Source organism: Mycobacterium lehmannii (genome assembly GCF_001499925.1).
GTDB lineage: Bacteria > Actinomycetota > Actinomycetes > Mycobacteriales > Mycobacteriaceae > Mycobacterium > Mycobacterium lehmannii.
In genome coordinates this window covers 1-23,630 of record NZ_LQIR01000013.1, presented here as the reverse complement: position 1 = coordinate 23,630, position 23,630 = coordinate 1, and the positions used below count along the sequence as shown (strand labels likewise).

The 23,630-nt window shown below is 68.0% G+C and carries 21 protein-coding genes; 16 read left to right on the top strand and 5 right to left on the bottom strand.

The window, feature by feature from the left end:
- Nucleotides 1–41 precede the first annotated feature (41 nt).
- The 11 genes from pheS to AU192_RS10025 all read left to right on the top strand — a co-directional run bounded on the left by pheS (nucleotide 42) and on the right by AU192_RS10025 (nucleotide 12,941).
- A complete protein-coding gene (gene pheS / locus AU192_RS10075; RefSeq protein ID WP_064395671.1) occupies nucleotides 42–1,085 on the top strand; it encodes a phenylalanine--tRNA ligase subunit alpha in 1,044 nt (347 codons plus the stop codon).
- The gene (gene pheT, locus AU192_RS10070; RefSeq protein WP_064395670.1) at nucleotides 1,085–3,583 is read left to right on the top strand and encodes a phenylalanine--tRNA ligase subunit beta; all 2,499 of its coding nucleotides are present in this window, start codon (nucleotides 1,085–1,087) and stop codon (nucleotides 3,581–3,583) included. The genes pheS and pheT overlap by 1 nt, the downstream gene beginning before the upstream one ends.
- A 47-nt stretch (nucleotides 3,584–3,630) precedes the next feature.
- The gene (argC, locus tag AU192_RS10065) at nucleotides 3,631–4,665 is read left to right on the top strand and encodes an N-acetyl-gamma-glutamyl-phosphate reductase (protein WP_064395669.1); all 1,035 of its coding nucleotides are present in this window, start codon (nucleotides 3,631–3,633) and stop codon (nucleotides 4,663–4,665) included.
- A complete protein-coding gene (gene argJ / locus AU192_RS10060) occupies nucleotides 4,662–5,867 on the top strand; it encodes a bifunctional glutamate N-acetyltransferase/amino-acid acetyltransferase ArgJ (RefSeq protein ID WP_064395668.1) in 1,206 nt (401 codons plus the stop codon). The genes argC and argJ overlap by 4 nt, the downstream gene beginning before the upstream one ends.
- Complete coding sequence (gene argB, locus AU192_RS10055) at nucleotides 5,864–6,736, top strand: acetylglutamate kinase (protein WP_064395667.1); 873 nt, start codon at nucleotides 5,864–5,866, stop codon at nucleotides 6,734–6,736. Before argJ ends, argB begins: the two co-directional genes overlap by 4 nt.
- On the top strand, nucleotides 6,733–7,926 hold the full coding sequence (locus AU192_RS10050; RefSeq protein WP_064395666.1) for an acetylornithine transaminase: 1,194 nt from the start codon (nucleotides 6,733–6,735) through the stop codon (nucleotides 7,924–7,926). Before argB ends, AU192_RS10050 begins: the two co-directional genes overlap by 4 nt.
- Nucleotides 7,923–8,867 (top strand): ornithine carbamoyltransferase, encoded by a 945-nt coding sequence (gene argF, locus AU192_RS10045; RefSeq protein WP_064395665.1) that lies wholly within the window; start codon nucleotides 7,923–7,925, stop codon nucleotides 8,865–8,867. Before AU192_RS10050 ends, argF begins: the two co-directional genes overlap by 4 nt.
- Nucleotides 8,834–9,358, top strand: a complete 525-nt coding sequence (locus tag AU192_RS10040; RefSeq protein ID WP_197505904.1) for an arginine repressor — start codon at nucleotides 8,834–8,836, stop codon at nucleotides 9,356–9,358. Before argF ends, AU192_RS10040 begins: the two co-directional genes overlap by 34 nt.
- Nucleotides 9,358–10,557, top strand: a complete 1,200-nt coding sequence (locus tag AU192_RS10035) for an argininosuccinate synthase (protein ID WP_064395663.1) — start codon at nucleotides 9,358–9,360, stop codon at nucleotides 10,555–10,557. The genes AU192_RS10040 and AU192_RS10035 overlap by 1 nt, the downstream gene beginning before the upstream one ends.
- Nucleotides 10,558–10,656: 99 nt before the next feature.
- Complete coding sequence (argH, locus tag AU192_RS10030; protein WP_064395662.1) at nucleotides 10,657–12,069, top strand: argininosuccinate lyase; 1,413 nt, start codon at nucleotides 10,657–10,659, stop codon at nucleotides 12,067–12,069.
- The gene (locus AU192_RS10025) at nucleotides 12,066–12,941 is read left to right on the top strand and encodes an alpha/beta hydrolase (protein WP_064395661.1); all 876 of its coding nucleotides are present in this window, start codon (nucleotides 12,066–12,068) and stop codon (nucleotides 12,939–12,941) included. The genes argH and AU192_RS10025 overlap by 4 nt, the downstream gene beginning before the upstream one ends.
- A 10-nt stretch (nucleotides 12,942–12,951) precedes the next feature.
- Here the strand turns inward: AU192_RS10025 and AU192_RS10020 are convergent, their stop codons facing one another.
- Nucleotides 12,952–13,416 (bottom strand): hypothetical protein, encoded by a 465-nt coding sequence (locus tag AU192_RS10020; protein ID WP_064395660.1) that lies wholly within the window; start codon nucleotides 13,414–13,416, stop codon nucleotides 12,952–12,954.
- Between the two features lie 17 nt (nucleotides 13,417–13,433).
- Nucleotides 13,434–15,212 carry an ABC-F family ATP-binding cassette domain-containing protein gene (locus tag AU192_RS10015; RefSeq protein ID WP_064395659.1) on the bottom strand — a complete coding sequence of 593 codons (1,779 nt, stop codon included), beginning with the start codon at nucleotides 15,210–15,212 and terminating at the stop codon, nucleotides 13,434–13,436.
- 74 nt (nucleotides 15,213–15,286) lie between these two features.
- Here AU192_RS10015 and AU192_RS10010 point away from each other — a divergent pair, with 74 nt between their 5' ends.
- The 3 genes from AU192_RS10010 (at nucleotide 15,287) to AU192_RS10000 (ending at nucleotide 19,150) form a co-directional block, all read left to right on the top strand.
- Nucleotides 15,287–18,277, top strand: coding sequence for an acyl-CoA synthetase (locus AU192_RS10010; protein ID WP_423202683.1), 2,991 nt, complete (start codon nucleotides 15,287–15,289; stop codon nucleotides 18,275–18,277).
- A 103-nt stretch (nucleotides 18,278–18,380) separates the two neighbouring features.
- Nucleotides 18,381–18,926: a hypothetical protein gene (locus tag AU192_RS10005; RefSeq protein WP_064395657.1), complete on the top strand. Its 546-nt coding sequence runs from the start codon at nucleotides 18,381–18,383 to the stop codon at nucleotides 18,924–18,926.
- Nucleotides 18,926–19,150, top strand: coding sequence for a Trm112 family protein (locus AU192_RS10000; RefSeq protein WP_207544923.1), 225 nt, complete (start codon nucleotides 18,926–18,928; stop codon nucleotides 19,148–19,150). Before AU192_RS10005 ends, AU192_RS10000 begins: the two co-directional genes overlap by 1 nt.
- Here the strand turns inward: AU192_RS10000 and AU192_RS09995 are convergent.
- The 3 genes from AU192_RS09995 to AU192_RS09985 are packed head-to-tail and all read right to left on the bottom strand — an operon-like array spanning nucleotide 19,133 to nucleotide 21,278.
- On the bottom strand, nucleotides 19,133–19,747 hold the full coding sequence (locus AU192_RS09995) for a TetR/AcrR family transcriptional regulator (protein WP_064395718.1): 615 nt from the start codon (nucleotides 19,745–19,747) through the stop codon (nucleotides 19,133–19,135). The genes AU192_RS10000 and AU192_RS09995 overlap by 18 nt on opposite strands.
- A 5-nt stretch (nucleotides 19,748–19,752) precedes the next feature.
- Nucleotides 19,753–20,580, bottom strand: a complete 828-nt coding sequence (locus tag AU192_RS09990) for an ABC transporter permease (RefSeq protein WP_082694963.1) — start codon at nucleotides 20,578–20,580, stop codon at nucleotides 19,753–19,755.
- A complete protein-coding gene (locus AU192_RS09985) occupies nucleotides 20,505–21,278 on the bottom strand; it encodes an ABC transporter ATP-binding protein (protein ID WP_064395654.1) in 774 nt (257 codons plus the stop codon). Before AU192_RS09985 ends, AU192_RS09990 begins: the two co-directional genes overlap by 76 nt.
- 85 nt (nucleotides 21,279–21,363) lie before the next feature.
- Here AU192_RS09985 and AU192_RS09980 point away from each other — a divergent pair, with 85 nt between their 5' ends.
- Both AU192_RS09980 and tyrS read left to right on the top strand, forming a co-directional pair.
- Entirely contained in the window at nucleotides 21,364–21,975 is a 612-nt protein-coding gene (locus AU192_RS09980) for a DNA-3-methyladenine glycosylase (protein WP_064395653.1), read from the top strand.
- 18 nt (nucleotides 21,976–21,993) lie between these two features.
- The gene (gene tyrS / locus AU192_RS09975) at nucleotides 21,994–23,268 is read left to right on the top strand and encodes a tyrosine--tRNA ligase (RefSeq protein ID WP_064395652.1); all 1,275 of its coding nucleotides are present in this window, start codon (nucleotides 21,994–21,996) and stop codon (nucleotides 23,266–23,268) included.
- Nucleotides 23,269–23,630: the final 362 nt, after the last annotated feature.

Here is a 23,630-nt window from a genome sequence, read left to right as displayed (position 1 = left end):
ACGCGTTCGAGGGCCATCGGCACATCGCCTATGATCGCCGGGTGGCTGATCGGCCCGCAGACCTGTCCGAAGAAGCGCTGACCGAGGCTGTCAGCGCTGCTCGGCGTGCGTTCGACGCGGCCGCCGACCTCGATGCGCTCGCGCGGGCGAAAACCGAGCATCTCGGCGACCGGTCTCCGATCGCGTTGGCGCGCCAGTCGCTTGGGTCGCTGTCCAAGGCCGAGCGGGCTGACGCGGGTAAACGGGTCAACGTCGCCCGCACACAGGCGCAGAGCGCGTACGACGAGCGGCTGGCGGCGCTGCGGGCAGAGCGCGACGCCGAGGTGCTGGTGGCCGAGCGTATCGATGTGACGCTGCCCTCGACCCGACAACCGGTCGGCGCCCGCCACCCGATCACGATTCTGGGCGAGCGCATCGCCGACACGTTCGTCGCGATGGGCTGGGAACTCGCCGAGGGACCCGAGGTCGAAACCGAGCAGTTCAACTTCGATGCGCTGAACTTCGCTCCCGACCATCCGGCGCGCAGCGAGCAGGACACCTTCCACATCGGCCCCGAGGGATCGCGGCAGGTGTTGCGCACCCACACCTCACCGGTGCAGATCCGCACGCTGCTAGAACGCGAGCCGCCGGTCTACATCGTTTCGATCGGGCGCACGTTTCGCACCGACGAACTCGACGCCACCCACACTCCGGTCTTCCATCAGGTCGAAGGCCTCGCGGTGGACAAAGGACTGACGATGGCCCATCTGCGCGGCACGCTGGATGCTTTCGCCCGCTCCGAGTTCGGTCCTCAGGCGCGCACACGGTTCCGTCCGCATTTCTTTCCGTTCACGGAACCGTCGGCCGAGGTCGATATCTGGTTCGAGAACAAGAAGGGCGGAGCCGGCTGGGTCGAATGGGGCGGTTGCGGCATGGTCAATCCGAACGTGCTGCGCGCCTGCGGGATCGATCCTGATGCCTACTCCGGCTTCGCGTTTGGCATGGGCCTGGAGCGAACCCTGCAGTTCCGCAACGGAATTCCGGACATGCGCGACATGGTCGAAGGTGACGTGCGGTTCTCCCTGCCGTTCGGGGTCGGGGCCTGATGCGGCTGCCGTACAGCTGGCTGCGCGACGTCGTGCGGGCCGGCGCGCCGGGTTGGGACGTGAGCCCCGCCGACCTCGAAGAGACGTTGATCCGCATCGGCCATGAGGTCGAGGAGGTCATTCCGGTCGGCCCCGTCACGGGCCCGCTGACGGTGGGACGGGTGGCCGCCATCGAGGAGCTCACCGAGTTCAAGAAGCCCATCCGCGCCGTCAAGGTCGACGTCGGAGAAGCCGAGCCACGGGACATCGTCTGCGGTGCAACAAACTTCGTCGTCGGCGATCTGGTCGTGGTGGCACTGCCCGGTACGGTGCTGCCCGGCGACTTCACCATCGCCAGCCGCAAGACCTATGGCCGGATCTCCGACGGGATGATCTGCTCGACGGCCGAAATGAATCTGGGCACCGACCATTCGGGCATCCTCGTGCTACCTGCCGACACCGCCGAACCGGGTCACCCCGCCGCCGATCTCCTCGGCCTCGACGACGTCGTCTTCCACCTGGCCATCACACCGGACCGGGGCTACTGCCTGTCGGTGCGCGGGCTGGCCCGCGAGGTCGCCACCGCCTACGACCTCGATTACGTCGACCCCGCCGACGTTGCCCCGTTACCGGCCGATGGCGAGGCGCTGCCCGTGTCGATCGACCCGGGCACCGGAGTCCAGCGGTTCGGACTACGCCCGGTGACCGGCATCGATGCCGGCGCCGTCTCGCCGTGGTGGCTGCAGCGACGGCTTCTGTTGTCCGGCATCCGGGCCATCTCTCCCGCGGTGGACGTCACCAACTACGTGATGCTCGAGCTCGGCCACCCGATGCACGCCCACGACCGCAGCCTGATCACCGGCGGATTCCGCGTGCGCTTCGCCGAACCGGGGGAGACCGTGGTCACCCTCGACGATGTCGAACGCCGCCTCGACACGGCCGATGTGCTGATCGTCGACGACGAAGCGACCGCCGCGATCGGCGGCGTTATGGGCGCGGGCACCACCGAGGTGCGCGAGACGACCACCGACGTACTGCTGGAGGCCGCCGTGTGGGACCCAGCCGCCGTCTCGCGCACGCAGCGGCGGCTGCGCCTGTACAGCGAGGCGGGTCGGCGCTACGAACGCAGCGTCGATCCGGCGATTTCGGTCGCCGCGTTGGACCGCTGCGCTGTGCTGCTCGCCGAGATCGCCAACGGCACGGTCGAACCCACGCTGACCGATTGGCGCGGCGAGCCACCCCGAGACGACTGGTCGCAACCGCCGGTCGCCATGGCGGCCGACCTGCCCGACCGCACCGCCGGTGTCGACTACGCACCGGGCACCGCAGAACGGCGGCTCACTCAGATCGGCGCACGGGTCGTCGCCGCCGAGGGCACGCTCACCGTCACGCCGCCGAGTTGGCGGCCCGATCTGCGTCAACCCGCCGACCTCGTCGAAGAGGTGCTGCGTCTCGAGGATCTGGAGACCATTCCGTCGGTGTTGCCGCTGGCCCCGGCCGGCCGCGGGCTGACTCCGGTGCAGAGGCGACGGCGTGCGGTCGGTAAGTCGTTGGGGCTCAACGGGTATGTGGAGATCCTGCCCACCCCGTTTCTGCCGGCGGGCGTGTTCGACCAGTGGGGCCTGCCCGCCGACGACCCCCGCCGTACCACGACCAACGTGCTCAACCCGCTGGATTCCGACCGCCCGCGGTTGGCCACCACCCTGCTGCCGGGACTATTGGAGGCGTTGAGCCGCAACGTGTCTCGCGGAACCGTGGACGTCGGTTTGTTCGCGATCCAGCAGGTCGTCCAACCGACGCCGGACACCCGTTCCCTCGAGCGGATACCGACCGACCGGCGACCCAGCGACGACGAGATCGCCGCCCTGAACGCGTCGCTGCCGCGACAGCCCCAGCACGTCGCCCTGGTGGTGGCCGGGTTGCGCGAACCCGCAGGCCCATGGGGTCCGGGTCGCGCGGTGCAGCCCGGCGACGTGTTCGAGGCGGTGCAGGTGATCGCTCGCGCCGCCGGTGTCGAGCTGAGCCTGCGCGCCGCTCAGCGCCTGCCGTGGCATCCGGGGCGCTGCGCCGAAGTGGTGCTGGGCGACCGGCAGAGCGGAACCGTCGTCGGCCACGCCGGTGAACTGCACCCGGCGGTCGTCGAGCGGTCGGGTCTGCCCAAGCGCACCTGTGCCCTCGAACTGGATCTGGACGCCATACCCATCGTCGAGCGACTTCCGGCTCCGAGGGTGTCGCCGTTTCCCGCCGTGTTTCAGGACATCAGCCTGGTCGTCGACGAGGACGTCGCCGCGGCCGCCGTGGTCGAGGCGGTGCGGGCCGGAGCGGGGCCGCTGCTGGAGGACGTGCGGCTGTTCGACGTCTACACCGGCCCGCAGGTCGGCGAGGGCCGCAAATCGCTGGCGTTCGCGCTGCGGTTCCGTGCCGCCGATCGCACGCTCACCGAGGACGAGGCCAGCGCGGCACGCGAAGCGGCCGTGCAGGCCGCGACCGAGCGCATCGGCGCCGAGCAACGCCGCTGATATTAATGAATTTGCATAGGTATGCATAAACATGCAGAATTGCCTGCATGGTTTCAGTTGCGGTAGCGGGCGCCAGCGGATACGCCGGCGGTGAGATCCTACGCCTGCTTCTCGGACATCCCGCTTATGCCGACGGCCGGCTGACGATCGGCGCGCTGACCGCAGCGGCGAGTGCGGGCACCGCGCTGGCCGAGCACCATCCGCACCTGTTGCCGCTGGCCAACCGCGTGCTGGAGGCCACCGACAAAGAGGTGCTGCGGGGACACGATGTGGTGTTTCTGGGGTTACCGCACGGGCATTCCGCTCAGCTGGCCGAACAGCTCGGCGGTGACACGCTGATCGTGGACTGCGGCGCCGATTTCCGGCTCGCCGACGCCGCGGCCTGGCAGCGGTTCTACGGCTCCGAGCACGCCGGTACCTGGCCCTACGGGCTGCCGGAGCTACCGGGTGCGCGCGACCGGCTGCGCGGTGCGAAGCGGATCGCGGTGCCCGGGTGCTATCCGACCGCGGCCCTGCTGGCGCTGTGGCCCGCGGTGGCAGAAGACCTCATCGAGCCGGCCGTGACCGTGGTGTCGGTCAGCGGCGCGTCGGGGGCGGGCCGGGCCGCCAAACCCGATCTGCTGGGCGCCGAGGTGATCGGATCGGCACGCCCGTACAACATCGGCGGTAAGCACCGGCACACACCGGAGATCGCCCAGGGGCTGCGCGCGGTCGGTAACAAGGACGTGACCGTGTCGTTCACGCCGGTGCTCATACCGACGTCTCGCGGCATCCTGGCCACCTGCACCGCGCGCACCGACGCCTCGCTTCCGGAGATCCGCGCCGCCTACGAAAAGGCCTACGATGCCGAACCGTTCGTTCATGTGCTGCCGGAAGGACAACTGCCGAAGACGGGTTCGGTGCTGGGCAGCAACGCCGCCCAGCTGGCCGTCGCCCTGGACGAGGATGCGAAGACGTTGATCGCCGTCGCCGCGATCGACAACCTCGTCAAAGGCACCGGCGGCGCCGCGGTGCAGTCGATGAACCTGGCGCTGGGCTGGCCCGAGACCGAGGGGCTTTCGATCGTGGGCATGGCACCGTGACTTCCGGCACCCGGCTGCTTCGCACCCAGGGCGTCACGGCCCCCGAAGGCTTCCGCGCGACCGGAATCGCCGCAGGCATCAAAGCATCCGGCGCGCTGGACCTGGCGTTGGTGTTCAACGAGGGCCCCGACTACGCCGCTGCGGGGGTGTTCACCCGCAATCAGGTCAAGGCCGCGCCGGTGCTGTGGAGCCGCCAAGTGCTCACCACCGGCCGCCTACGCGCGGTGATCCTGAACTCCGGCGGCGCCAACGCCTGCACCGGGCCGCAGGGCTTCCAGGACACCCACGCCACCGCCGAGGCGGTCGCGGCGGCGATGAGCGACTGGGGCACCGAAACCGGCGCGATCGAGGTCGCGGTCTGTTCGACCGGGCTGATCGGAGACCGGCTGCCGATGGACAAAGTGCTGCCCGGCGTCACCGAGATCGTGCACGAACTGTCGGGTGGACTCCACGGCGGTGAAGAGGCCGCGCGGGCCATCATGACCACCGACACCGTGCCCAAGCAGGTCGCGCTGCACCACGCCGACAACTGGACCGTCGGCGGAATGGCCAAGGGCGCAGGCATGATCGCCCCGTCGCTGGCCACCATGTTGTGCGTGATCACCACCGACGCGGTCGCCGATTCCACCGCACTCGACGAGGCGCTGCGCAAGGCCACCTCGCTCACCTTCGACCGCCTCGACGTCGACGGCAGCTGTTCGACCAACGACTCGGTATTGCTTCTGTCGTCCGGCGCCAGCGCGGTCAAGCCCAGCCAGAGCGAACTCGACGAGGCGATCCTGAGGGTGTGCGACGACCTGTGCCAACAGCTGCAGGCCGACGCCGAGGGTGTGACGAAACGGATCCTCATCACGGTGGCCGGTGCGGCTTCCGAGGACGACGCACTGCTCGGCGCCCGCATCGTCGCGCGGGACAGCCTGGTCAAGACCGCGCTGTTCGGCTCGGACCCGAACTGGGGCCGGGTGCTGGCAGCCATCGGCATGGCGCCGTTCAAGGTGGATCCGGAGCGGGTCACCGTGTCCTTCAACGGGTTTGCGGTCTGGTGCGATGGGACGCCGCAACCGGGTTCGCGCGACGTGGATCTCTCCGGTGCCGACATCACCGTCACCATCGACCTCGGCGACGGGGCGGCCCAGGCCTCCGTCCGCACCACCGACCTGTCGCACGGTTACGTCGAAGAGAACTCGGCGTACAGCTCATGAGCGTCGAAACCCCGATCAAGGCAAAGGTTCTGGCCGAAGCGCTGGAGTGGCTCAAACAGCTGCACGGCAAGACCGTCGTGATCAAGTACGGCGGCAACGCGATGACCGACGACGTGCTCAAGGCCGCGTTCGCCGCCGACATGGTCTTCCTGCGCAACTGCGGCGTCCATCCCGTCGTCGTGCACGGCGGCGGTCCACAGATCAGCGCGATGCTCAAACGCCTCGGCATTCAAGGCGATTTCAAGGGCGGGTTCCGGGTCACCACACCCGAGGTGCTGGACGTGGCGCGCATGGTGCTTTTCGGTCAGGTCGGCCGGGAACTGGTCGGGCTGATCAACGCCCACGGCCCGTACGCGGTCGGGGTCACCGGCGAGGACGCCCAGTTGTTCACCGCGGTGCGGCGCAGCGTGACCGTCGACGGTGTGGCCACCGACATCGGCCTGGTCGGCGACGTCGAGAGGGTCAACGCCGAATCGCTGCTGGATCTCATTGCCGCGGGTCGGATTCCGGTGGTGTCGACCATCGCCCCCGACATCGGCGGGGTGGTGCACAACATCAACGCCGACACGGCAGCCGCCGCGCTGGCCGAGGCGTTGGGCGCCGAGAAACTGCTGATGCTCACCGATGTCGAGGGCCTGTACACGAATTGGCCCGACCGCGGCTCGCTGGTCAGCGAGATCGACTCCGCCACACTGACGCAAATGCTGCCGACACTGGAGGCCGGGATGGTGCCCAAGATCGAGGCGTGTCTGCGCGCGGTGGCCGGTGGTGTGCCGAGCGCACATGTCATCGACGGCCGCGTCGAGCACTGCGTGCTGGTCGAACTGCTCACCGACGAGGGGACGGGGACGAAAGTGGTGCGGTCATGACCCTGCTCGAGCGGTGGCAGACCGTGATGATGAACAACTACGGCACCCCGCCGCTGGCGTTGTCCAGCGGTGACGGCGCGGTGGTCACCGACGTCGACGGCAAGACCTATGTCGATCTGCTCGGCGGCATCGCGGTCAACATCCTGGGCCACCGACATCCCGCGGTCATCGAAGCCGTCACCGCTCAGCTCAACACGCTGGGCCACACGTCGAACCTGTATGCGACCGAACCCGGTGTCGCGCTGGCCGAAGCGCTGGTCGGGCTGCTCGGAGCGGGCCCGGCCGCGCCGGCCAAGGTGTTCTTCTGCAACTCCGGCACCGAAGCCAACGAAGTCGCTTTCAAGATCACACGACTCACTGGGCGCACGAAACTGGTTGCGGCGCAAGGCGCTTTCCACGGTCGCACCATGGGCTCTCTTGCCCTCACCGGTCAGCCGTCCAAGCAGGCGCCGTTCGCGCCGCTGCCGGGTGAGGTGACCCATGTGCCCTACGGCGACATCGATGCGCTGCGAGCCGCCGTCGACGACGAAACCGCCGCGGTGTTCCTCGAGCCGATCATGGGCGAAGGCGGGGTCGTGGTTCCGCCCGCCGGCTACCTCGTCGCCGCCCGCGAGATCACTGCGCAGCACAACGCACTGCTGGTGCTCGACGAGGTGCAGACCGGAATGGGCCGCACCGGAGCGTTTTTCGCGCATCAGCACGACGGGATCACTCCGGATGTCGTAACCCTGGCCAAGGGCCTCGGCGGCGGGTTGCCGATCGGCGCATGCATCGCGACGGGCGCCACCGCGGAGCTGTTGACGCCCGGATTGCACGGCAGCACGTTCGGCGGCAACCCTGTCTGCACCGCCGCCGCGCTGGCGGTGCTGCGGGTGCTGGCCGACGACGATCTGATCAGCCGCGCCGACGTGCTCGGCAAAACGCTGTCGACGGGCATCGAGGCCACTGGGCATCCGTTGATCGACCACGTCCGCGGCCGTGGCCTGCTGCTCGGTGTCGTGCTGACCGCCGAAGCCGCCAAAGCCGTCGAGGCCGCGGCCCGCGACGCCGGCTTCCTCGTCAACGCCGCGGCTCCCGACGTGGTCCGGCTGGCCCCGCCGCTGGTGATCAGCGAGGCTCAGGTCGACGACTTCCTCGCCGCGCTTCCCGCCGTCCTCGACCTTGGCCTCCAAAAGGGCGCAACCTCATGACCGCAACCATCCGGCACTTCCTGCGTGACGACGATCTGAGCCCCGCCGAACAGGCCGAGGTGCTCGCTCTGGCAGCCGAATTGAAGGCCCAGCCGTTCAGCCGTCGCCCTCTGGAGGGCCCGAGCGGCGTGGCGGTGATCTTCGACAAGAACTCCACGCGGACCCGGTTCTCGTTCGAGCTGGGCGTTGCCCAACTCGGTGGCCACGCCGTCGTGGTCGACGGCCGCAGCACTCAGCTGGGTCGAGACGAGACACTGGAGGACACCGGCCGGGTGCTCTCGCGCTACGTCAAGGCGATCGTGTGGCGCACCTTTGCCCAGGACCGGCTGACCGCGATGGCGGCGGGTGCGAGTGTGCCGATCGTCAACGCGCTGTCCGACGAGTTCCACCCGTGCCAGGTGCTGGCCGATCTGCAGACGCTCGCCGAGCGCAAAGGCAGGCTGTCGGGCTTGCGGATGACCTACCTCGGCGACGGCGCCAACAACATGGCGCACTCGCTGATGCTGGGCGGCGTCACCGCGGGTGTGAATGTGACGATCGCGGCACCGGACGGCTTCCACCCGCATCCGGACTTCGTCGACGCCGCGCAGAAACGGGCTTCGGAGACCGGTGCGACGGTCACCGTGACCGATGATGCGAACGCAGCCGCCGACGGCGCCGACGTCCTGGTCACCGACACGTGGACGTCGATGGGTCAGGAGAACGACGGCCTGGACCGGGTAGGGCCGTTCCGGCCGTACCAGGTCAACGAAGCCCTGCTAGGCCGTGCCGACGCCGATGCGGTTGTGCTGCACTGCCTTCCGGCGCACCGCGGTGAAGAAATCACCGACGAGGTGATCGACGGCGCGCAGAGCGCGGTGTGGGATGAAGCCGAGAACCGCCTGCACGCGCAGAAGGCGCTGCTGGTGTGGCTGCTGGAGCGGGCGGGAGCCGGGCAGTGACGTCGGCGGCGACTCGTGCCGGGCGGCAGGCCCGCATCGTGGCGATCCTGTCGTCGCGGTCGGTGCACAGCCAGACCGAGCTGGCCGCCCTGCTGGCCGAGGAGGGCATCGAGGTCACGCAGGCCACGCTGTCGCGCGATCTGGAAGAACTCGGCGCGGTGAAACTGCGCGGTGCCGACGGCGGCGTCGGCGTGTACATCGTCCCCGAGGACGGCAGCCCGGTGCGCGGCGTTTCCGGTGGCACCGAGCGGATGTCGCGGCTGCTGGCCGAACTGCTCGTGTCGACCGACTCCAGCGGCAACCTGGCCATCCTGCGCACCCCGCCCGGGGCGGCGCACTACCTTGCCAGCGCGATGGACCGCGCGGCACTTCCGTTCGTCGTCGGTACCGTCGCCGGTGACGACACCATCCTGGTGGTCGCGCGTGAGCCGATGACCGGCGCCGAACTGGCAACGAAACTCGAGAGCATTAGACAAAAGGAGACCTGCTGATGTCCGAACGCGTCATCCTGGCATATTCCGGTGGCCTGGACACCTCGGTGGCGATCAGCTGGATCGGCAAGGAGACCGGGCGCGAGGTCGTCGCTGTCGCAATCGATCTCGGCCAAGGCGGCGAGGACATGGAGGTTGTGCGCAAGCGCGCCATCGACTGCGGCGCCGTGGAAGCCGTCGTCGTCGACGCCAAGGACGAGTTCGCCGACGAGTACTGCCTGCCCGCGATCCAGTCGAACGCGCTGTACATGGACCGCTACCCGCTGGTCTCGGCGCTGAGCCGACCGCTGATCGTCAAGCATCTCGTGGCCGCGGCGCGCGAACACGGCGGCGGCACCGTCGCGCACGGCTGCACCGGCAAGGGCAACGACCAGGTCCGCTTCGAGGTTGGGTTCGCTTCGCTGGCACCGGATCTCAAGGTGCTGGCGCCGGTGCGTGACTACGCGTGGACACGGGAGAAGGCGATCGCGTTCGCCGAGGAGAATGCGATCCCGATCAACGTCACCAAGCGTTCGCCGTTCTCGATCGACCAGAACGTCTGGGGTCGCGCGGTGGAGACCGGCTTCCTCGAGCATCTGTGGAACGCCCCGACCAAGGACGTCTACGACTACACCGAGGATCCGACGGTCAACTGGAGCACACCCGACGAGGTCATCATCGGTTTCGAGCGTGGCGTGCCGGTGTCGATCGATGGCCGCCCGGTGACGGTGCTGCAGGCGATCGAGGAGTTGAACCGCCGGGCCGGTGAACAAGGTGTCGGCAGGCTCGATGTGGTCGAGGACCGGCTGGTCGGCATCAAGAGCCGCGAAATCTACGAGGCGCCGGGCGCGATGGTGTTGATCACCGCGCACACCGAACTCGAACACGTCACGCTGGAGCGCGAACTCGGCCGCTTCAAGCGCCACACCGACCAGAAGTGGGGGGAGCTGGTCTACGACGGGCTCTGGTACTCACCCCTGAAGACCGCGCTGGAGTCCTTCGTCGCCAAGACCCAGGAGCACGTGACCGGAGAGATCCGGCTGGTGTTGCACGGCGGACACATCGCGGTGAACGGCCGTCGCAGCGCCGAGTCGCTCTACGACTTCAACCTTGCCACCTACGACGAGGGCGATACGTTCGACCAATCGGCGGCCCGCGGTTTCGTGCAGATCCACGGTCTGTCGTCGAGCATCGCCGCCCGCCGGGACCTCGATACGTGATGCCCTCCGATCCACTACCGCGAGCGACCGTGTCTGTACGGCGACACACCGGGTTCGGGCGTACAAACGCGGTCACTCGAGGGAAGTGAGGGTCCTGAGATGAGCACGAACGAAGGTTCGCTGTGGGGCGGACGGTTCGCCGACGGACCGTCCGACGCGCTCGCGGCCCTGTCGAGGTCGACGCACTTCGACTGGGTGCTCGCTCCCTACGACATCCGGGCATCCAAAGCGCACGCGCAGGTGCTGCACGGCGCCGGGTTGCTGACCGACGATCAGCGCGACGGGCTGCTCGCGGGCCTCGACAGCCTGGCTGCCGATGTCACCGACGGCAGCTTCGGACCCTTGGTGACGGACGAAGACGTGCACGGCGCCCTCGAGCGCGGCCTGATCGATCGGGTCGGCGCGGAACTCGGTGGGCGGTTGCGGGCGGGCCGGTCGCGAAACGATCAGGTGGCCACGCTGTTCCGGATGTGGTTGCGCGACGCGATCAGGCGCGTCGCCGACGGCGCTCTGCAGGTCGTCGACGCGTTGGCCGCCCAGGCGGCCGCCCACCCGACCGCGATCATGCCGGGCAAGACGCATCTGCAGTCCGCGCAACCCGTGCTTCTCGCGCATCACCTACTGGCGCATGCGCATCCGTTGCTGCGCGACGTCGACCGGCTGGCCGACTTCGACAAGCGGGCTGCGGTGTCGCCCTATGGGTCCGGCGCGCTGGCCGGGTCGTCCCTGGGCTTGAATCCCGACGCGATCGCCGAGGATCTCGGCTTCGACACCGCCGCCGACAATTCGATCGATGCCACCGCATCGCGGGACTTCGCCGCGGAGGCGGCATTTGTGTTCTCGATGATCGGCGTCGATCTGTCCCGGTTGGCCGAGGACATCATCTTATGGAGCACAACCGAATTCGGCTACGTCACCCTTCACGACGCCTGGTCGACCGGTAGCTCCATCATGCCGCAGAAGAAGAACCCCGACATCGCCGAACTCGCTCGCGGCAAGTCCGGCCGGTTGATCGGCAACCTCACCGGGCTGCTGGCGACGCTCAAAGCTCAACCGTTGGCCTATAACCGGGACCTGCAGGAGGACAAGGAACCGGTGTTCGACTCCGTCGCCCAGCTCGAACTCCTGCTGCCGGCCATGGCGGGGCTGGTCGCGACGTTGCGCTTCGACGTCGACCGGATGACCGAGCTCGCGCCGCTCGGCTACACCCTGGCCACCGACGTCGCCGAATGGCTTGTGCGCAGGGGAGTGCCGTTCCGGGTAGCGCATGAGGCCGCGGGTGCCGCGGTGCGCGCGGCCGAAGCGCGCGGCATCGGGCTGGAAGAACTCGAGGACGCCGAACTCGCGGCAATCCATCCCGAACTCACCCCGCAGGTGCGTGAGGTCCTGACCATCGAGGGATCGGTGGACTCCCGCGACGCCCGCGGCGGCACCGCACCGACGCAGGTCGCCCGGCAGCTCGGTGCCGTGCGCGAAACCGCTGAGCGGCTGCGGCTACGGTTGAGGAGATGACCGAACGCGTCGAGTTCAGCTCCGGTGCGACGACTCTGGTGGGCCACCTCTATGACGGCGGCCAGGACGAACCCCGGCCCTGTGTGGTGCTGTGCCAGGGCTTCGGCGGCACGCAGGACACCCCGGCGTTGACGGCGAACGCGCGGAGTTTCGCCGCCGCCGGTTACGCGGCCCTCACGTTCGACTACCGCAACTTCGGTGAAAGCCATGGTGAGCCTAGGCAATTGGTGGACATCGGCGGTCAACTCGACGACATCGCCGCTGCGGTCACGTTCGCCCGCGGCCGCAGCGGTATCGACCCCGACCGCATCGTGTTGTGGGGCAGCTCGCTCGGTGGCGGCCACGTGGTCACGGCGGCGGCACGGGATCCACGGATCGCGGCCGTGATCGCCCAGATCCCGTTCAACGGATTCCCCAAGGAGGTCGAGGGCCGGTCGACGGCGGCCACGCTGCGGCTGCTGTGGGCGATGACCACCGACACCGTGCGCGGCGCTCTGGGTGCATCGCCCGCTTACATCAAAGCGATCGGGGATCCGGGTGAGCTCGCGGTCATTGCCAGTTCCGAGGCACACCAGACCATCGAGGGCATGCAGAGCGCGACGTGGCGCAACGAGGTCGCACCGCGAGCGCTGTTCGCGATGATGCGCTACAAACCCGGCAACCACGCACCGCACGTGTCTGCGGCCGTGCTGGTGTGCGTCGGCAAGCGAGACAAGGAAACTCAGGAGGCCGATGCGGCACGACTGGCCGAACTCGCGCCCCGAGGTGAGCTAAAGAGCTACGACCTCGCCCATTTCGACTTCTACCGCGACGACGTCCGCCAGCGCGTGATTGCGGATCAGATCGCATTCCTGCGCCGGGTCCTCGGTTAGCCGCCCGGCATCAGTCGTCGTCGTTGCAGATGCTGACCTCGAGACGACCGTCGTCGACCTCGATTTCCAGGTCGAGGTCCTCAGCTCCTCTGCGGAACGAGATCTCGACCTCCTCGGGTTCCTGATCGTCGACCTGATGCGTCCAACCCTCCGCCGGGGTCACCGACTCGAGGGTGAGGCGACCGTCAGCGAACGTGACGACTGCTGACCCCGCGTCGTACACCTGGTAGCGACCATCCGGGGCGGGTTCGAGGCGGACGCATTGGTTGCGGCCGGGCCGGGCGGGGGCGGCGACTCCCGTCTGCGGCGCCGCGGGCGGCGGTGTGTTCTGGGTCGGCGTGGCCTGCGGACTGTTCGAGGGCGAGGCGGACTCCGTGACGGTCACCGTGGACTGGGGTTCGGCGCCCGAGCCGCACCCCGGCAGGAGCAGAGCGACCCCGGCGAGCGCGGTGGCACCGGTCGATCTGGTTGCCATGCTCCCAGGCTACGGCGTCAGCCGCCTGCGGCGGCCAGCCACGCTTCTTCGAGAGATTCCTTGCGATTCAACAGCTCCTGGAGCTCGGCGTTGAGCTCGCCCAACCGGACATGGTCCGCGGCGGCCTCCGCCATCAACTCGTGGAGTGCGGCGATGCGCGACTCCAGCTTTTCCAGCTGCCCCTCGATGCGTGCCATCTCCTTGCCGGTGCGGCGCTCCCGCGCCGACGCCGTTTCGCCTTGCGAACCCGCCGCCGCTGCACTCGCCGTCGATGCAGGTGCTGGTGATGCGGCCGCCGCGCGGTCCGCCAGGTACTGCTCGATTCCGCCCGGCAACAGCTCGCAGCGGCCACCACCCGTCAGCGCGTAGGTGACATCGGAGACCCGTTCGAGGAAGTAGCGATCGTGGGTGACGGCGATCAGCGTGCCCGGCCAGCCGTCGAGGTAATCCTCGATGACGGTCAACGTGTCGATATCGAGGTCGTTTGTCGGCTCGTCGAGCAGGAGCACGTTCGGTTCATCAAGCAACAGCCGCAGAAACTGCAACCTGCGCCGTTCACCACCTGAGAGCTCTGACACCCGCGTCGTCAGCTTGTCGCCGGTGAACCCGAAGTCCCGCAGCAACGTGTCGGCGCTGATCTCGCCGCCGCCGGCCAGTTGGGTGATTCTTCGCCGATCCTCGACCGCGTCCAGCACCCGGTCGGCGCCGTCGAGTTCGGCCAGGGCCTGGCTGAGGTAACCGATCCGCAGCGTCGCGCCCCGCTTGATCGTGCCCGCCGTCGGCGCCAGCTCACCTGCCAGCAGTCGCAGCACCGACGTTTTGCCGGTGCCGTTGACGCCGACCAGCCCGATGCGCGCGCCGGGGCCGATCGACCAGTCGACCTGGTCCAACACGACGGTGTCGCCCACCTCGAGCCGCACCCGGTGCAGGTCGAACACGTCCTTGCCCAGCCGGTTGGTGGCGAACCGCTGTAGAACCAGGGAGTCCCGTGGCGGCGGTTCGTTGGCGATCAACTCGTTGGCGGCCTGGATGCGGAACTTCGGTTTCGACGTCCGCGCCGGCGGTCCGCGCCGCAGCCATGCCAGCTCCTTGCGCATGAGGTTCTGCCTGCGCGCCTCGGCGCCGGCCGCCAGCCGCATCCGCTCGGCCCGCGCGAGCACGTAGGCCGCGTAACCGCCTTCGTAGCCCTCTACCTTCCCTTTTCCGCTACCGGCATGCACCTCCCACGTCCTGGTGCACACCGCATCGAGGAACCAGCGGTCGTGGCTGACCACCACCAGTGCCTTGGCCCGGCGCCGCTTGAGGTGTGCGGCCAGCCATCCGATCACCTCGACGTCGAGGTGGTTGGTCGGCTCGTCGAGCACGAGGACGTCATGACCGGCGATCAGCACTGCAGCCAGCGCCACCCGGCGCCGCTCTCCGCCCGAGAGCGGGCCGACCGCACTGTCGAGGGAGACGTCGGCCAACAAATGCGAGACGACGTCGCGGGTCTCGGGTTCGGCCGCCCAGACGTGATCGGGACGGCCACCGACGATCACGTCGCGCACGGTGGACTCGGCGGCGAAGTCGTCACTCTGCCGCAGATAGCCCACCGACAACCCCGAGGTGTGGGTCACCCGGCCCGAATCCGGCTCGCGGGTGAGCGTCAAGATCTGCAGCAGCGTGGTCTTACCGTCGCCGTTGCGCCCGACCACGCCGATCGCGTCACCGTCGTCAATGCCCAGGCTGATCGCATCGAGGAGCGTGCGGGTGCCGTAGCCGACGGTCACGCGCTCGACATTGATCAGGTTCGCCATCAGCCGCCGATGATAGGTCGGCCCTGCCGGCCGGGCCCCTGTGCCATGATGACGTCGGTCGATTCGGGGGTTCTATGGCGGCCAGAAGGGGAGCGTGCGGCGTGGATCTGTCGGCGATAACCAAGCCGGTCGGACGACTGGTGGCGACCGCCCAGAACGGGCTGGAAGTGTTGCGCTACGGCGGCCTGGAGACCGGCGCCGTACCCTCGCCGTTCCAGATCATCCAGAGCGTGCCGATGTACCGGTTGCGGCGCTATTTCCCGCCCGACACGAGGCCGGGAGCGAAGCAACCCGGCCCACCCGTGCTGATGGTGCACCCGATGATGATGTCCGCCGACATGTGGGACGTCACCCGCGACGACGGGGCCGTCGGCATCCTGCACAACGCGGGCATCGACCCGTGGGTCATCGACTTCGGCTCGCCCGACAAGGTTGAAGGCGGCATGGAGCGCACGCTGGCCGACCACGTCGTCGCGCTGAGCGAGGCCATCGACACCGTCAAAGAGGTCACCGGTCGCGACGTGCACCTGGCCGGCTACTCGCAGGGCGGGATGTTCGCCTACCAGGTCGCGGCCTACCGCAGGTCGAAAGATCTGGCGAGCATCATCGCGTTCGGCTCGCCGGTCGACACCCTGGCCGCGCTACCGATGAACCTGCCCGCCAGCGTCGCGCCCGTGGCCGCCGATTTCATGGCCGACCACGTGTTCAGCCGGATCGACATCCCGGGCTGGCTGGCCCGCACCGGCTTCCAGATGCTCGATCCGATCAAGACCGCCCAGTCGCGCCTCGACTTCCTGCGCCAACTACACGATCGCGAGGCCCTGCTGCCCCGCGAGCAACAACGCCGGTTCCTGGCCTCCGAGGGCTGGATCGCGTGGTCGGGCCCCGCCATCGCCGAGTTGCTGAAACAGTTCATCGCGCACAACCGGATGATGAGCGGTGGCTTCTCGATTCACGGTGACCTTGTCACGCTGTCGGATATCGAGTGCCCGGTGCTGGCCGTGGTCGGCGAAGTCGACGATATCGGCCAGCCGGCTTCGGTGCGCGGTATCAAGCGCGCCGCCCCGAAGGCCAACGTGTACGAATTCCTCATTCGCGCAGGCCATTTCGGGCTTGTCGTCGGTTCGAAGGCGTCCAGCCAGACGTGGCCGGCGGTCGCGCAGTGGGTCAAGTGGCTCGACGGCACCGGCGAGCGGCCCGAAGGCGTCAACCCGATGGCGCTGCAGCAAGCCGAACCCAACGAGACCGGCGTCTCGATCAGCTCGCGCCTGGCGCACGGCACGGCCGCGGCGACCGAGATGGCATGGACCCTGGCCCGCTCGGCTGCCGATGCCGTGGTGAGCGCCAACAAGTCGGCCAGAGCCCTGGCCGTCGAGACGGCCCGCACGCTGCCGCGCCTGGCCCGGCTCGGCCAGATCAACGAGCACACGCGGATCTCGTTCGGCCGCATCATGTCCGAACAGGCCCGCGACTTCCCGCGCGGTGACTGCCTGCTGTTCGACGGCCGAGTCCACACCTACGAAGCCGTGGACCGACGCATCAACAACGTCGTCCGAGGCCTCATCGAGGTCGGGGTACGCCAAGGCACGCGCGTCGGCGTCCTGATGGAGACCAGGCCCAGCGCGCTGGTGGCGATCGCCGCGCTCTCGCGACTGGGCGCGGTGGCGGTGCTCATGCCGCCCGACGTCGATCTGCCCACCGCTGCCCGGCTCGGCTCGGTGTCCGACATCATCACCGACCCCAGCAACCTCGAAGCCGCCCGGCGACTCGATATGCGTGTGCTGGTGCTCGGTGGCGGTGAGGCACGCGACCTCGACGTTCCCGAGGACAGCGACGTCATCGACATGGAGAAGATCGACCCGGAAGCGGTCGACTTGCCCGGGTGGTACCGGCCGAACCCCGGTCTGGCCCGCGACCTCGCCTTCATCGGTTTCAGCTCGATCAGCGGCGACCTGGTCGCTCGCCAGATCACCAACGCTCGGTGGGCGATCTCAGCGTTCGGCACCGCGTCGGCGGCCAATCTCAGCCGCAGCGACACGGTCTACTGCCTGACGCCGCTACACCACCAGTCCGGTCTGCTGGTGGCGATCGGCGGCGCCACCGTCGGCGGCTCGCGGATCGCGCTGTCGCGCAGCCTGCGGCCGGACCGATTCCTCAACGAGCTTCGCCAGTACGGCGTCACGGTCGTCAGCTACACGTGGGCGATGCTGCGCGACGTCATCGACGACCCGTCGTTCGCGCTGCACGGCAGCCACCCGGTTCGGCTGTTCATCGGTTCTGGCATGCCGACCGGACTGTGGAAGCGGGTGGTCGAGATCTTCCAACCCGCCCACGTCGTCGAGTTCTTCGCGACCACCGACGGACAAGCCGTGCTGGCCAACGTGTCCGGCGCGAAGATCGGCAGCAAGGGTCGCCCGCTGCCGGGTGCACGCGAACTGGCGCTGGCGGCCTACGACCCCGCCGAGGACCTGATTCTGGAGGACGACCAGGGCTTCGTCCGCCGTGCCGAAACCAACGAGGTTGGTGTGCTGCTCGCCCGACCACGCGGGCCGATCGACCCGACCGCCCCGATCAAGCGGGGCGTTTTCGCTCCGGCCGACACCTGGGTGTCCACGGAGTACCTGTTCCGCCGCGACGACGACGGCGACTACTGGCTTGTCGACAGCCGGGGACTGGTCATCCAGACCGACCGTGGCTGCGTCTACTCATCGACCGTCAACGATGCGGTCGGCTGCCTCGGCGCGGTCGACCTCGCGGTCACCTACGGGGTGCAAGCCAACGGACGCCAGCTGGCCATCACGGCGTTGGAGTTGCAGCCCGGCGGCAGCATTCCGTCCGCGGACCTGACCGAGGCCCTCGCGGACCTGGCGGTCGGCGAACCACCCGACATCGTCCACGTGGTGCCGGGGATGGCGCTCAGCGCGTCATACCGGCCGCTGGTCAGACCGCTGCAAGCGGAAGGCGTTCCGAAGCCGTCGCGTAACGCGTGGTACCTCGACCCCGATACGAATCGGTACAAGCGGCTGACCGTGGCGGTCCGTTCCGAGATCGCCGAAGGCCAGTAGCGAAGGTCGGTCATGACGACCTGCCGGCGGGGCCGAGCGCTGTTAGGCTCCCGCTGGCGGCAAGTCGGCAGCCTGGCGACCGCGCCACCGAGCTGGAGGATTGATGACATCGCGAACCGGTAGCCCACGCGACATCTGGCGCCGCCTCGTCATCGGCGGTATGGCCGGAGGCGTGTTGACAGTCGGTGTGCTCACCGCTGTCGCGGGTCCGACCGCGGTGGCGCAGCCCGCCGAGCCGACCGTTCAGACCGAGGCGCCCGAGCCGCAAGCCGATGGCCCGAAGACACCGTGCACCGGCGATGACTGCAACAGGGCCGAGGAGACCGCACCGAAGGTCAACGCTGACCAGGTGCTGCAGATGATCCACGAGGAGTACCGGCAGGGCGACGGCGGCGGTCAGGTCTCTGTGCTGATCGACGACGCCGTGAAGCTGCGCAGGCTGGGCTTCCGACCGTCCAACGCGAACGCCACCGCGCTCAAGGAAGCCCTCGAGGACCGGCCGAATCAGACGCCGCTCGTCGAAGCGCTCAAGGAAACGATCACCCACCAGCGCAAGATGCAGGCGCGCGCCGCGCAGCAGGCCACTGCCGGCGGCGGATCGATCGCCGGGATTCCCGTCACGCCCGCCGTCCCCGTCCCAGCCGGCTGATCGCCGTGGCCCTCGACGAGAAACTGCTCGACATCCTGGTATGCCCGCAGGACCAGGGCTCTTTGCTGCTCATCGGCGACGAATTCCTCTACAACCCGCGGCTGCGCCGGGCGTACCGCATCGACGACGGCATCCCGGTGCTGCTGATCGACGAGGCCGTCGACATCACCGATGACGCCGAGCATCAGCGGATGCTGGATCGCGCATCAGGTGAACCCGGGTAGCTCTCCGGTGAGGTAACGCTGCAGGTTCGGGGCAATGGTGTCGACGACTTGGTCCACCGGCAGCGATTTGAACGGCTCGAGTTCGAGGATGTAGCGGGCCATTACCACGCCCACCAGTTGCGAGGCGACGAACTGCACGCGGACCGGTCCGCTGCCCGGGGGATCGTCGACGCGCGAACCGACTTCTCTGGCGATCACTTCCTGCAGGAACGACCGCACCAACGAGGTGTCGTTGCCGGCGATGATCGACCGCAGCGTCGCGATGAAACCCTTACCCAGTTCCGAATCCCACAGCGGCAGCAGAAGGGACGGCAGCGTGCGGCCGATCTCCTCGACGGGGACCTGCTGTAGCGGGCCGATGACCTGCATGGGATCGATCGGAATGTGAATCGCCGCGGCGAACAGCTGGGTCTTGGTTCCGAAATAGTGATGTACCAGCGCGGGGTCGACGCCCGCCGCCGCGGCGATCGCGCGTATCGAGGTCTTGTCGATACCGTTGCGCGCGAACAACTCCCGCGCACTGTTCAGGATCCGTTCGCGGGTATCGGACGGCCCGGGTGGGCGTCCCGGCCGTTTACGTTCGGCGTTGGTGGTCAACGTAGTCACGGTGTCCTTCGTCGTAGCGTGGCCGCGGCCAGGCAGAGGGAGACGACCGCGAAGCCGATGACGACCGCGACGTCGCGCACCACGGTGAACGTCGGCTCTGCGTATGCCCCGACCTGTTGCAGCGCCTCCAGAGCGTAACTTGCCGGCATCACGTTGCTGATCCACTGCAGCCACTCCGGCAGCATGGCGCGCGGCACGATGATCCCGCACAGCAGAAGTTGGGGGACGATCACCACGGGCATGAACTGCACGGCCTGAAATTCGGTGCGCGCGAACGCGCTACACAACAATCCCAACCCGACTCCGAGGACGGCGTTGATGATCGCGATCGTGAAGACCCACACCGGGCTGCCTTCGGTGTGCAGGCCGAAGAACGCGTAGGAGACGACGCACGCGATCGTCGCCTGAGCTGCGGCGGCAAGCGAGAACGCGGTGCCGTACGCCGCGAGCAGGTCGAGCCTGCGCAGGGGAGTGGTCAGGATCCGCTCCAATGTGCCCGAAACCCGTTCCCGCTGCATCGTTATCGATGTGATCAGAAACATCACCACCAGCGGGAACAGACCGAGCATGATCAGGCAGGCGGTGTTGAACGGACTCGGTGCGCCGGGCGGGTGCGGGGAATTCTGAAACATGAAGTACATCAGGGCGATGACTGCGCTCGGCACGATCAGGATCATCGCGACACTGCGGTGATCGGTGGCGAGTTGGCGCAGGATGCGCCCGGTGGTGGCCAGGTACGCCTGCGGACTCAGGCGGCTCCGGCTGCGCTGGCTGCGGTGCTGTGCTTGATGACGGACAGAAACGCCTCCTCCAGTGACTGACATCTCGTGTCCTCTCGTAGTTTCGCGGGCGTGGTGTGGGCGAGCACCCGGGCTTCACGCATGAGCAGCAGGTCGCCGCAGTGATCGGCCTCGTCCATCACATGGCTGGAGACCAGGAGAGTGGTCCCTTGGCGGGACAGCTGCTGAAAATGGGCCCACAGCTCCACGCGCAGGACGGGATCGAGTCCCACGGTGGGTTCGTCGAGCACCAGCAGATCGGGATGCGAGACCAACGCACACGCCAGCGAGACCCGCGTGCGTTGGCCGCCGGAAAGGTTGGCCCCCAACGCTGTTCTGTGGTCGTTGAGCCCGACGGCGGTTACGGCGTCGTCGGCGGAGTCGGCGCCGGTGCCGTACAGCGAAGCGAAGTAGCGAACGTTGTCGATGACCCGTAGGTCGTCGTAGATCGTGGGGTTCTGGGTGACATAGCCGACACGGTGGCGGAGGCCGGCCGAGCCGGCCGGTTTCCCGAGCACCGTCACCGTGCCGGAACTGACGATCTGGGTGCCGACAACGCTTCGCATCAGCGTCGTCTTGCCGCAGCCGGATGGTCCGAGCAGGCCCGTGATCGTGCCGGGGGCGACGGACACCGTGACGTCATCGACCGCCAGGCGATTACCGCGGATGACCCGCAGATTCTTGATCTCAACAGCCGGAGAAACACGCTGCTCGAATAATTCATCATACGATGAAATCGTCATGTGATGAAATATCCTCGCGCTGCGTCGTTGTGTCAAGAGCCTCCGTAGGATCGCCATCGATGAATCGAGAAGGCCCCGGTCGACGGTGACCACTGAACTCTTGTCGGTCGACCCGCTGACCGCTGCCCATCGACTGCTCGGCGCCGACCTCACCTGCCGCGGGGTCAGCGCAATGATCGTCGAGGTCGAGGCCTACGGCGGGCCACCGGACGGACCGTGGCCCGACGCCGCCGCCCATTCGTACCGCGGACCCGGAGCGCGCAATCGCGTGATGTTCGGCCCGCCGGGGCGGCTGTACACCTACCGCAGCCACGGCGTCCACGTCTGCGCGAACGTCGTGTGCGCGACCGACGGCGTGGCAGGTGCCGTGCTGCTCAGGGCCGCCGCCATCGAGGCGGGTTTGAGTGCCGCATACGCCCGCCGCGGAGAGTCGGTCCGCCCCGCCGCGCTGGCTCGAGGGCCGGGCAACCTGTGCTCGGCACTGGGAATCACGATGGAAGACAACGGGATCGACATCTTTGACCCCGACAGCCCGGTCCAGTTGACGCTGGGGGAGCGGCATGTGTCCGCCGAGGGGCCGCGCGTCGGCGTGAGCAAGGCCGCCGACCGTCCCTGGCGATTCTGGCTGGAAGGCCGGCCCGAGGTGTCGGCGTATCGGCGGAGCCCGCGGGCACCGGCTCCCGGAGAAAGCGACTAGTACGGAAAGATCGCACGCATGGGTACGTCGATCCTCGACGAATTGGAGTGGCGCGGGCTGATCGCGCAATCCACCGACCGCGACGCGCTGGCCGAAGCATTTGGGGCCGGACCGGTCACCGTCTACTCGGGCTTTGACCCGACCGCTCCGAGCCTGCATGCGGGCCATCTCATCCCACTGCTGACACTGCGCCGCTTCCAGCAGGCGGGCCATCGGCCCATCGTTCTTGCAGGCGGTGCGACCGGCATGATCGGTGACCCCCGCGATGCCGGGGAGCGCACGCTGAACACCGCCGACACCGTCGCGGAATGGGCGGACCGTATCCGCGGGCAGCTCGAGCGCTTCGTCGAGTTCGACGACACCGACACCGGGGCCGTCGTCGAGAACAACCTGTCGTGGACCGGTCCGCTGTCGGCGATCGAGTTCCTGCGCGACGTCGGCAAGTACTTCTCTGTCAACGTCATGCTCGACCGCGACACGGTCCGGCGCCGCCTCGAGGGCGAGGGCATCTCCTACACCGAGTTCAGCTACATGCTGCTGCAGGCCAACGACTATGTGGAGCTGCATCGGCGCTACGACTGTTCTCTGCAGATCGGCGGTTCCGATCAGTGGGGCAACATCATTGCCGGCGTCCGGCTGGTCCGCCAGAAGGACGGAGCCACGGTGCACGCTCTGACCACCCCGTTGGTGACCGACTCCGAAGGCAAGAAGTTCGGTAAGTCGACCGGAGGCGGCAGCCTGTGGCTGGACCCCGAGATGACGAGCCCGTACGCCTGGTACCAGTACTTCATCAACACCGCCGACGCGGACGTCGTCCGCTATCTGCGTTGGTTCACGTTCCTGTCGCCCGAGGAGTTGTCCGAGCTGGAACAGGCGACCGCGGAGCGGGCTCACGAACGTGCCGCGCAGCGACGCCTGGCGCGCGAGCTCACCACGTTGGTGCACGGCGAAGCCGCGACGCAGTCCGTCGAGCACGCCAGCCAGGCCCTTTTCGGCCGGGCCGAGCTGGCAGAACTGGACGAGCCGACGCTGGGTGCCGCGCTGCGCGAGGCCGCCGTGGCTCAGCTGGACCCCGGCGGGCCCGACACGATCATCGACCTGCTCGTGGCCAGTGGGCTCTCGCCGAGCAAGGGTGCGGCCAGGCGCACCGTCGCCGAAGGCGGCGTCTACGTCAACAACGCCCGGGTCGATAGCGAAGACTGGGTTCCACAGCCCACTGACTTCCTGCATGAGCGATGGCTGGTGCTGCGTCGCGGTAAGCGCAACATTGCCGGCATCGAACGGGTGGCTTGAGGGCCCGAGCGAGGCGGGAACAATAACGCGGGGGGAAGCGTTGAACCCCATCGGTAGGAGCCAACGCACTCCGGTGCGCGCGACGGGTATCGATCTGAAAAACCCGTTCTATCAGGCCATTTGACTCCTACTTTTCCCTCACGTAACTTATGGACTCGTCGCTGCGACACGGGCCAAGCCCGAAGAGCGCGGCGACTCCCAGAGGGAAATCCCACTTCGGTGGGTTCCTGAGCGTCCGCACTACGAGTACGCGGCTTCAAAGCCGCGAACTAGTGGCGCGGCCGTGCGGGTGTGTTGTTTGAGAACTCAATAGTGTGTTTGGTGGTTTTTGTTTGTTGTTGTTTTTTGCCATGCCCTGTTTT

Coding starts and splice junctions, on each gene's coding strand:
- argF (WP_064395665.1), top strand. CDS start 7,923: ATGACCGCAACCATCCGGCACTTCCTGCGTGACGACGATCTGAGCCCC.
- tyrS (WP_064395652.1), top strand. CDS start 21,994: ATGGGTACGTCGATCCTCGACGAATTGGAGTGGCGCGGGCTGATCGCG.
- pheT (WP_064395670.1), top strand. CDS start 1,085: ATGCGGCTGCCGTACAGCTGGCTGCGCGACGTCGTGCGGGCCGGCGCG.
- argH (WP_064395662.1), top strand. CDS start 10,657: ATGAGCACGAACGAAGGTTCGCTGTGGGGCGGACGGTTCGCCGACGGA.
- argB (WP_064395667.1), top strand. CDS start 5,864: ATGAGCGTCGAAACCCCGATCAAGGCAAAGGTTCTGGCCGAAGCGCTG.
- AU192_RS10020 (WP_064395660.1), bottom strand. CDS start 13,416: ATGGCAACCAGATCGACCGGTGCCACCGCGCTCGCCGGGGTCGCTCTG.
- AU192_RS09990 (WP_082694963.1), bottom strand. CDS start 20,580: ATGTCAGTCACTGGAGGAGGCGTTTCTGTCCGTCATCAAGCACAGCAC.
- AU192_RS10015 (WP_064395659.1), bottom strand. CDS start 15,212: ATGGCGAACCTGATCAATGTCGAGCGCGTGACCGTCGGCTACGGCACC.
- AU192_RS10035 (WP_064395663.1), top strand. CDS start 9,358: ATGTCCGAACGCGTCATCCTGGCATATTCCGGTGGCCTGGACACCTCG.
- AU192_RS10010 (WP_423202683.1), top strand. CDS start 15,287: ATGGCGGCCAGAAGGGGAGCGTGCGGCGTGGATCTGTCGGCGATAACC.
- AU192_RS10050 (WP_064395666.1), top strand. CDS start 6,733: ATGACCCTGCTCGAGCGGTGGCAGACCGTGATGATGAACAACTACGGC.
- AU192_RS10025 (WP_064395661.1), top strand. CDS start 12,066: ATGACCGAACGCGTCGAGTTCAGCTCCGGTGCGACGACTCTGGTGGGC.
- AU192_RS10005 (WP_064395657.1), top strand. CDS start 18,381: ATGACATCGCGAACCGGTAGCCCACGCGACATCTGGCGCCGCCTCGTC.
- argC (WP_064395669.1), top strand. CDS start 3,631: ATGGTTTCAGTTGCGGTAGCGGGCGCCAGCGGATACGCCGGCGGTGAG.
- AU192_RS09985 (WP_064395654.1), bottom strand. CDS start 21,278: ATGACGATTTCATCGTATGATGAATTATTCGAGCAGCGTGTTTCTCCG.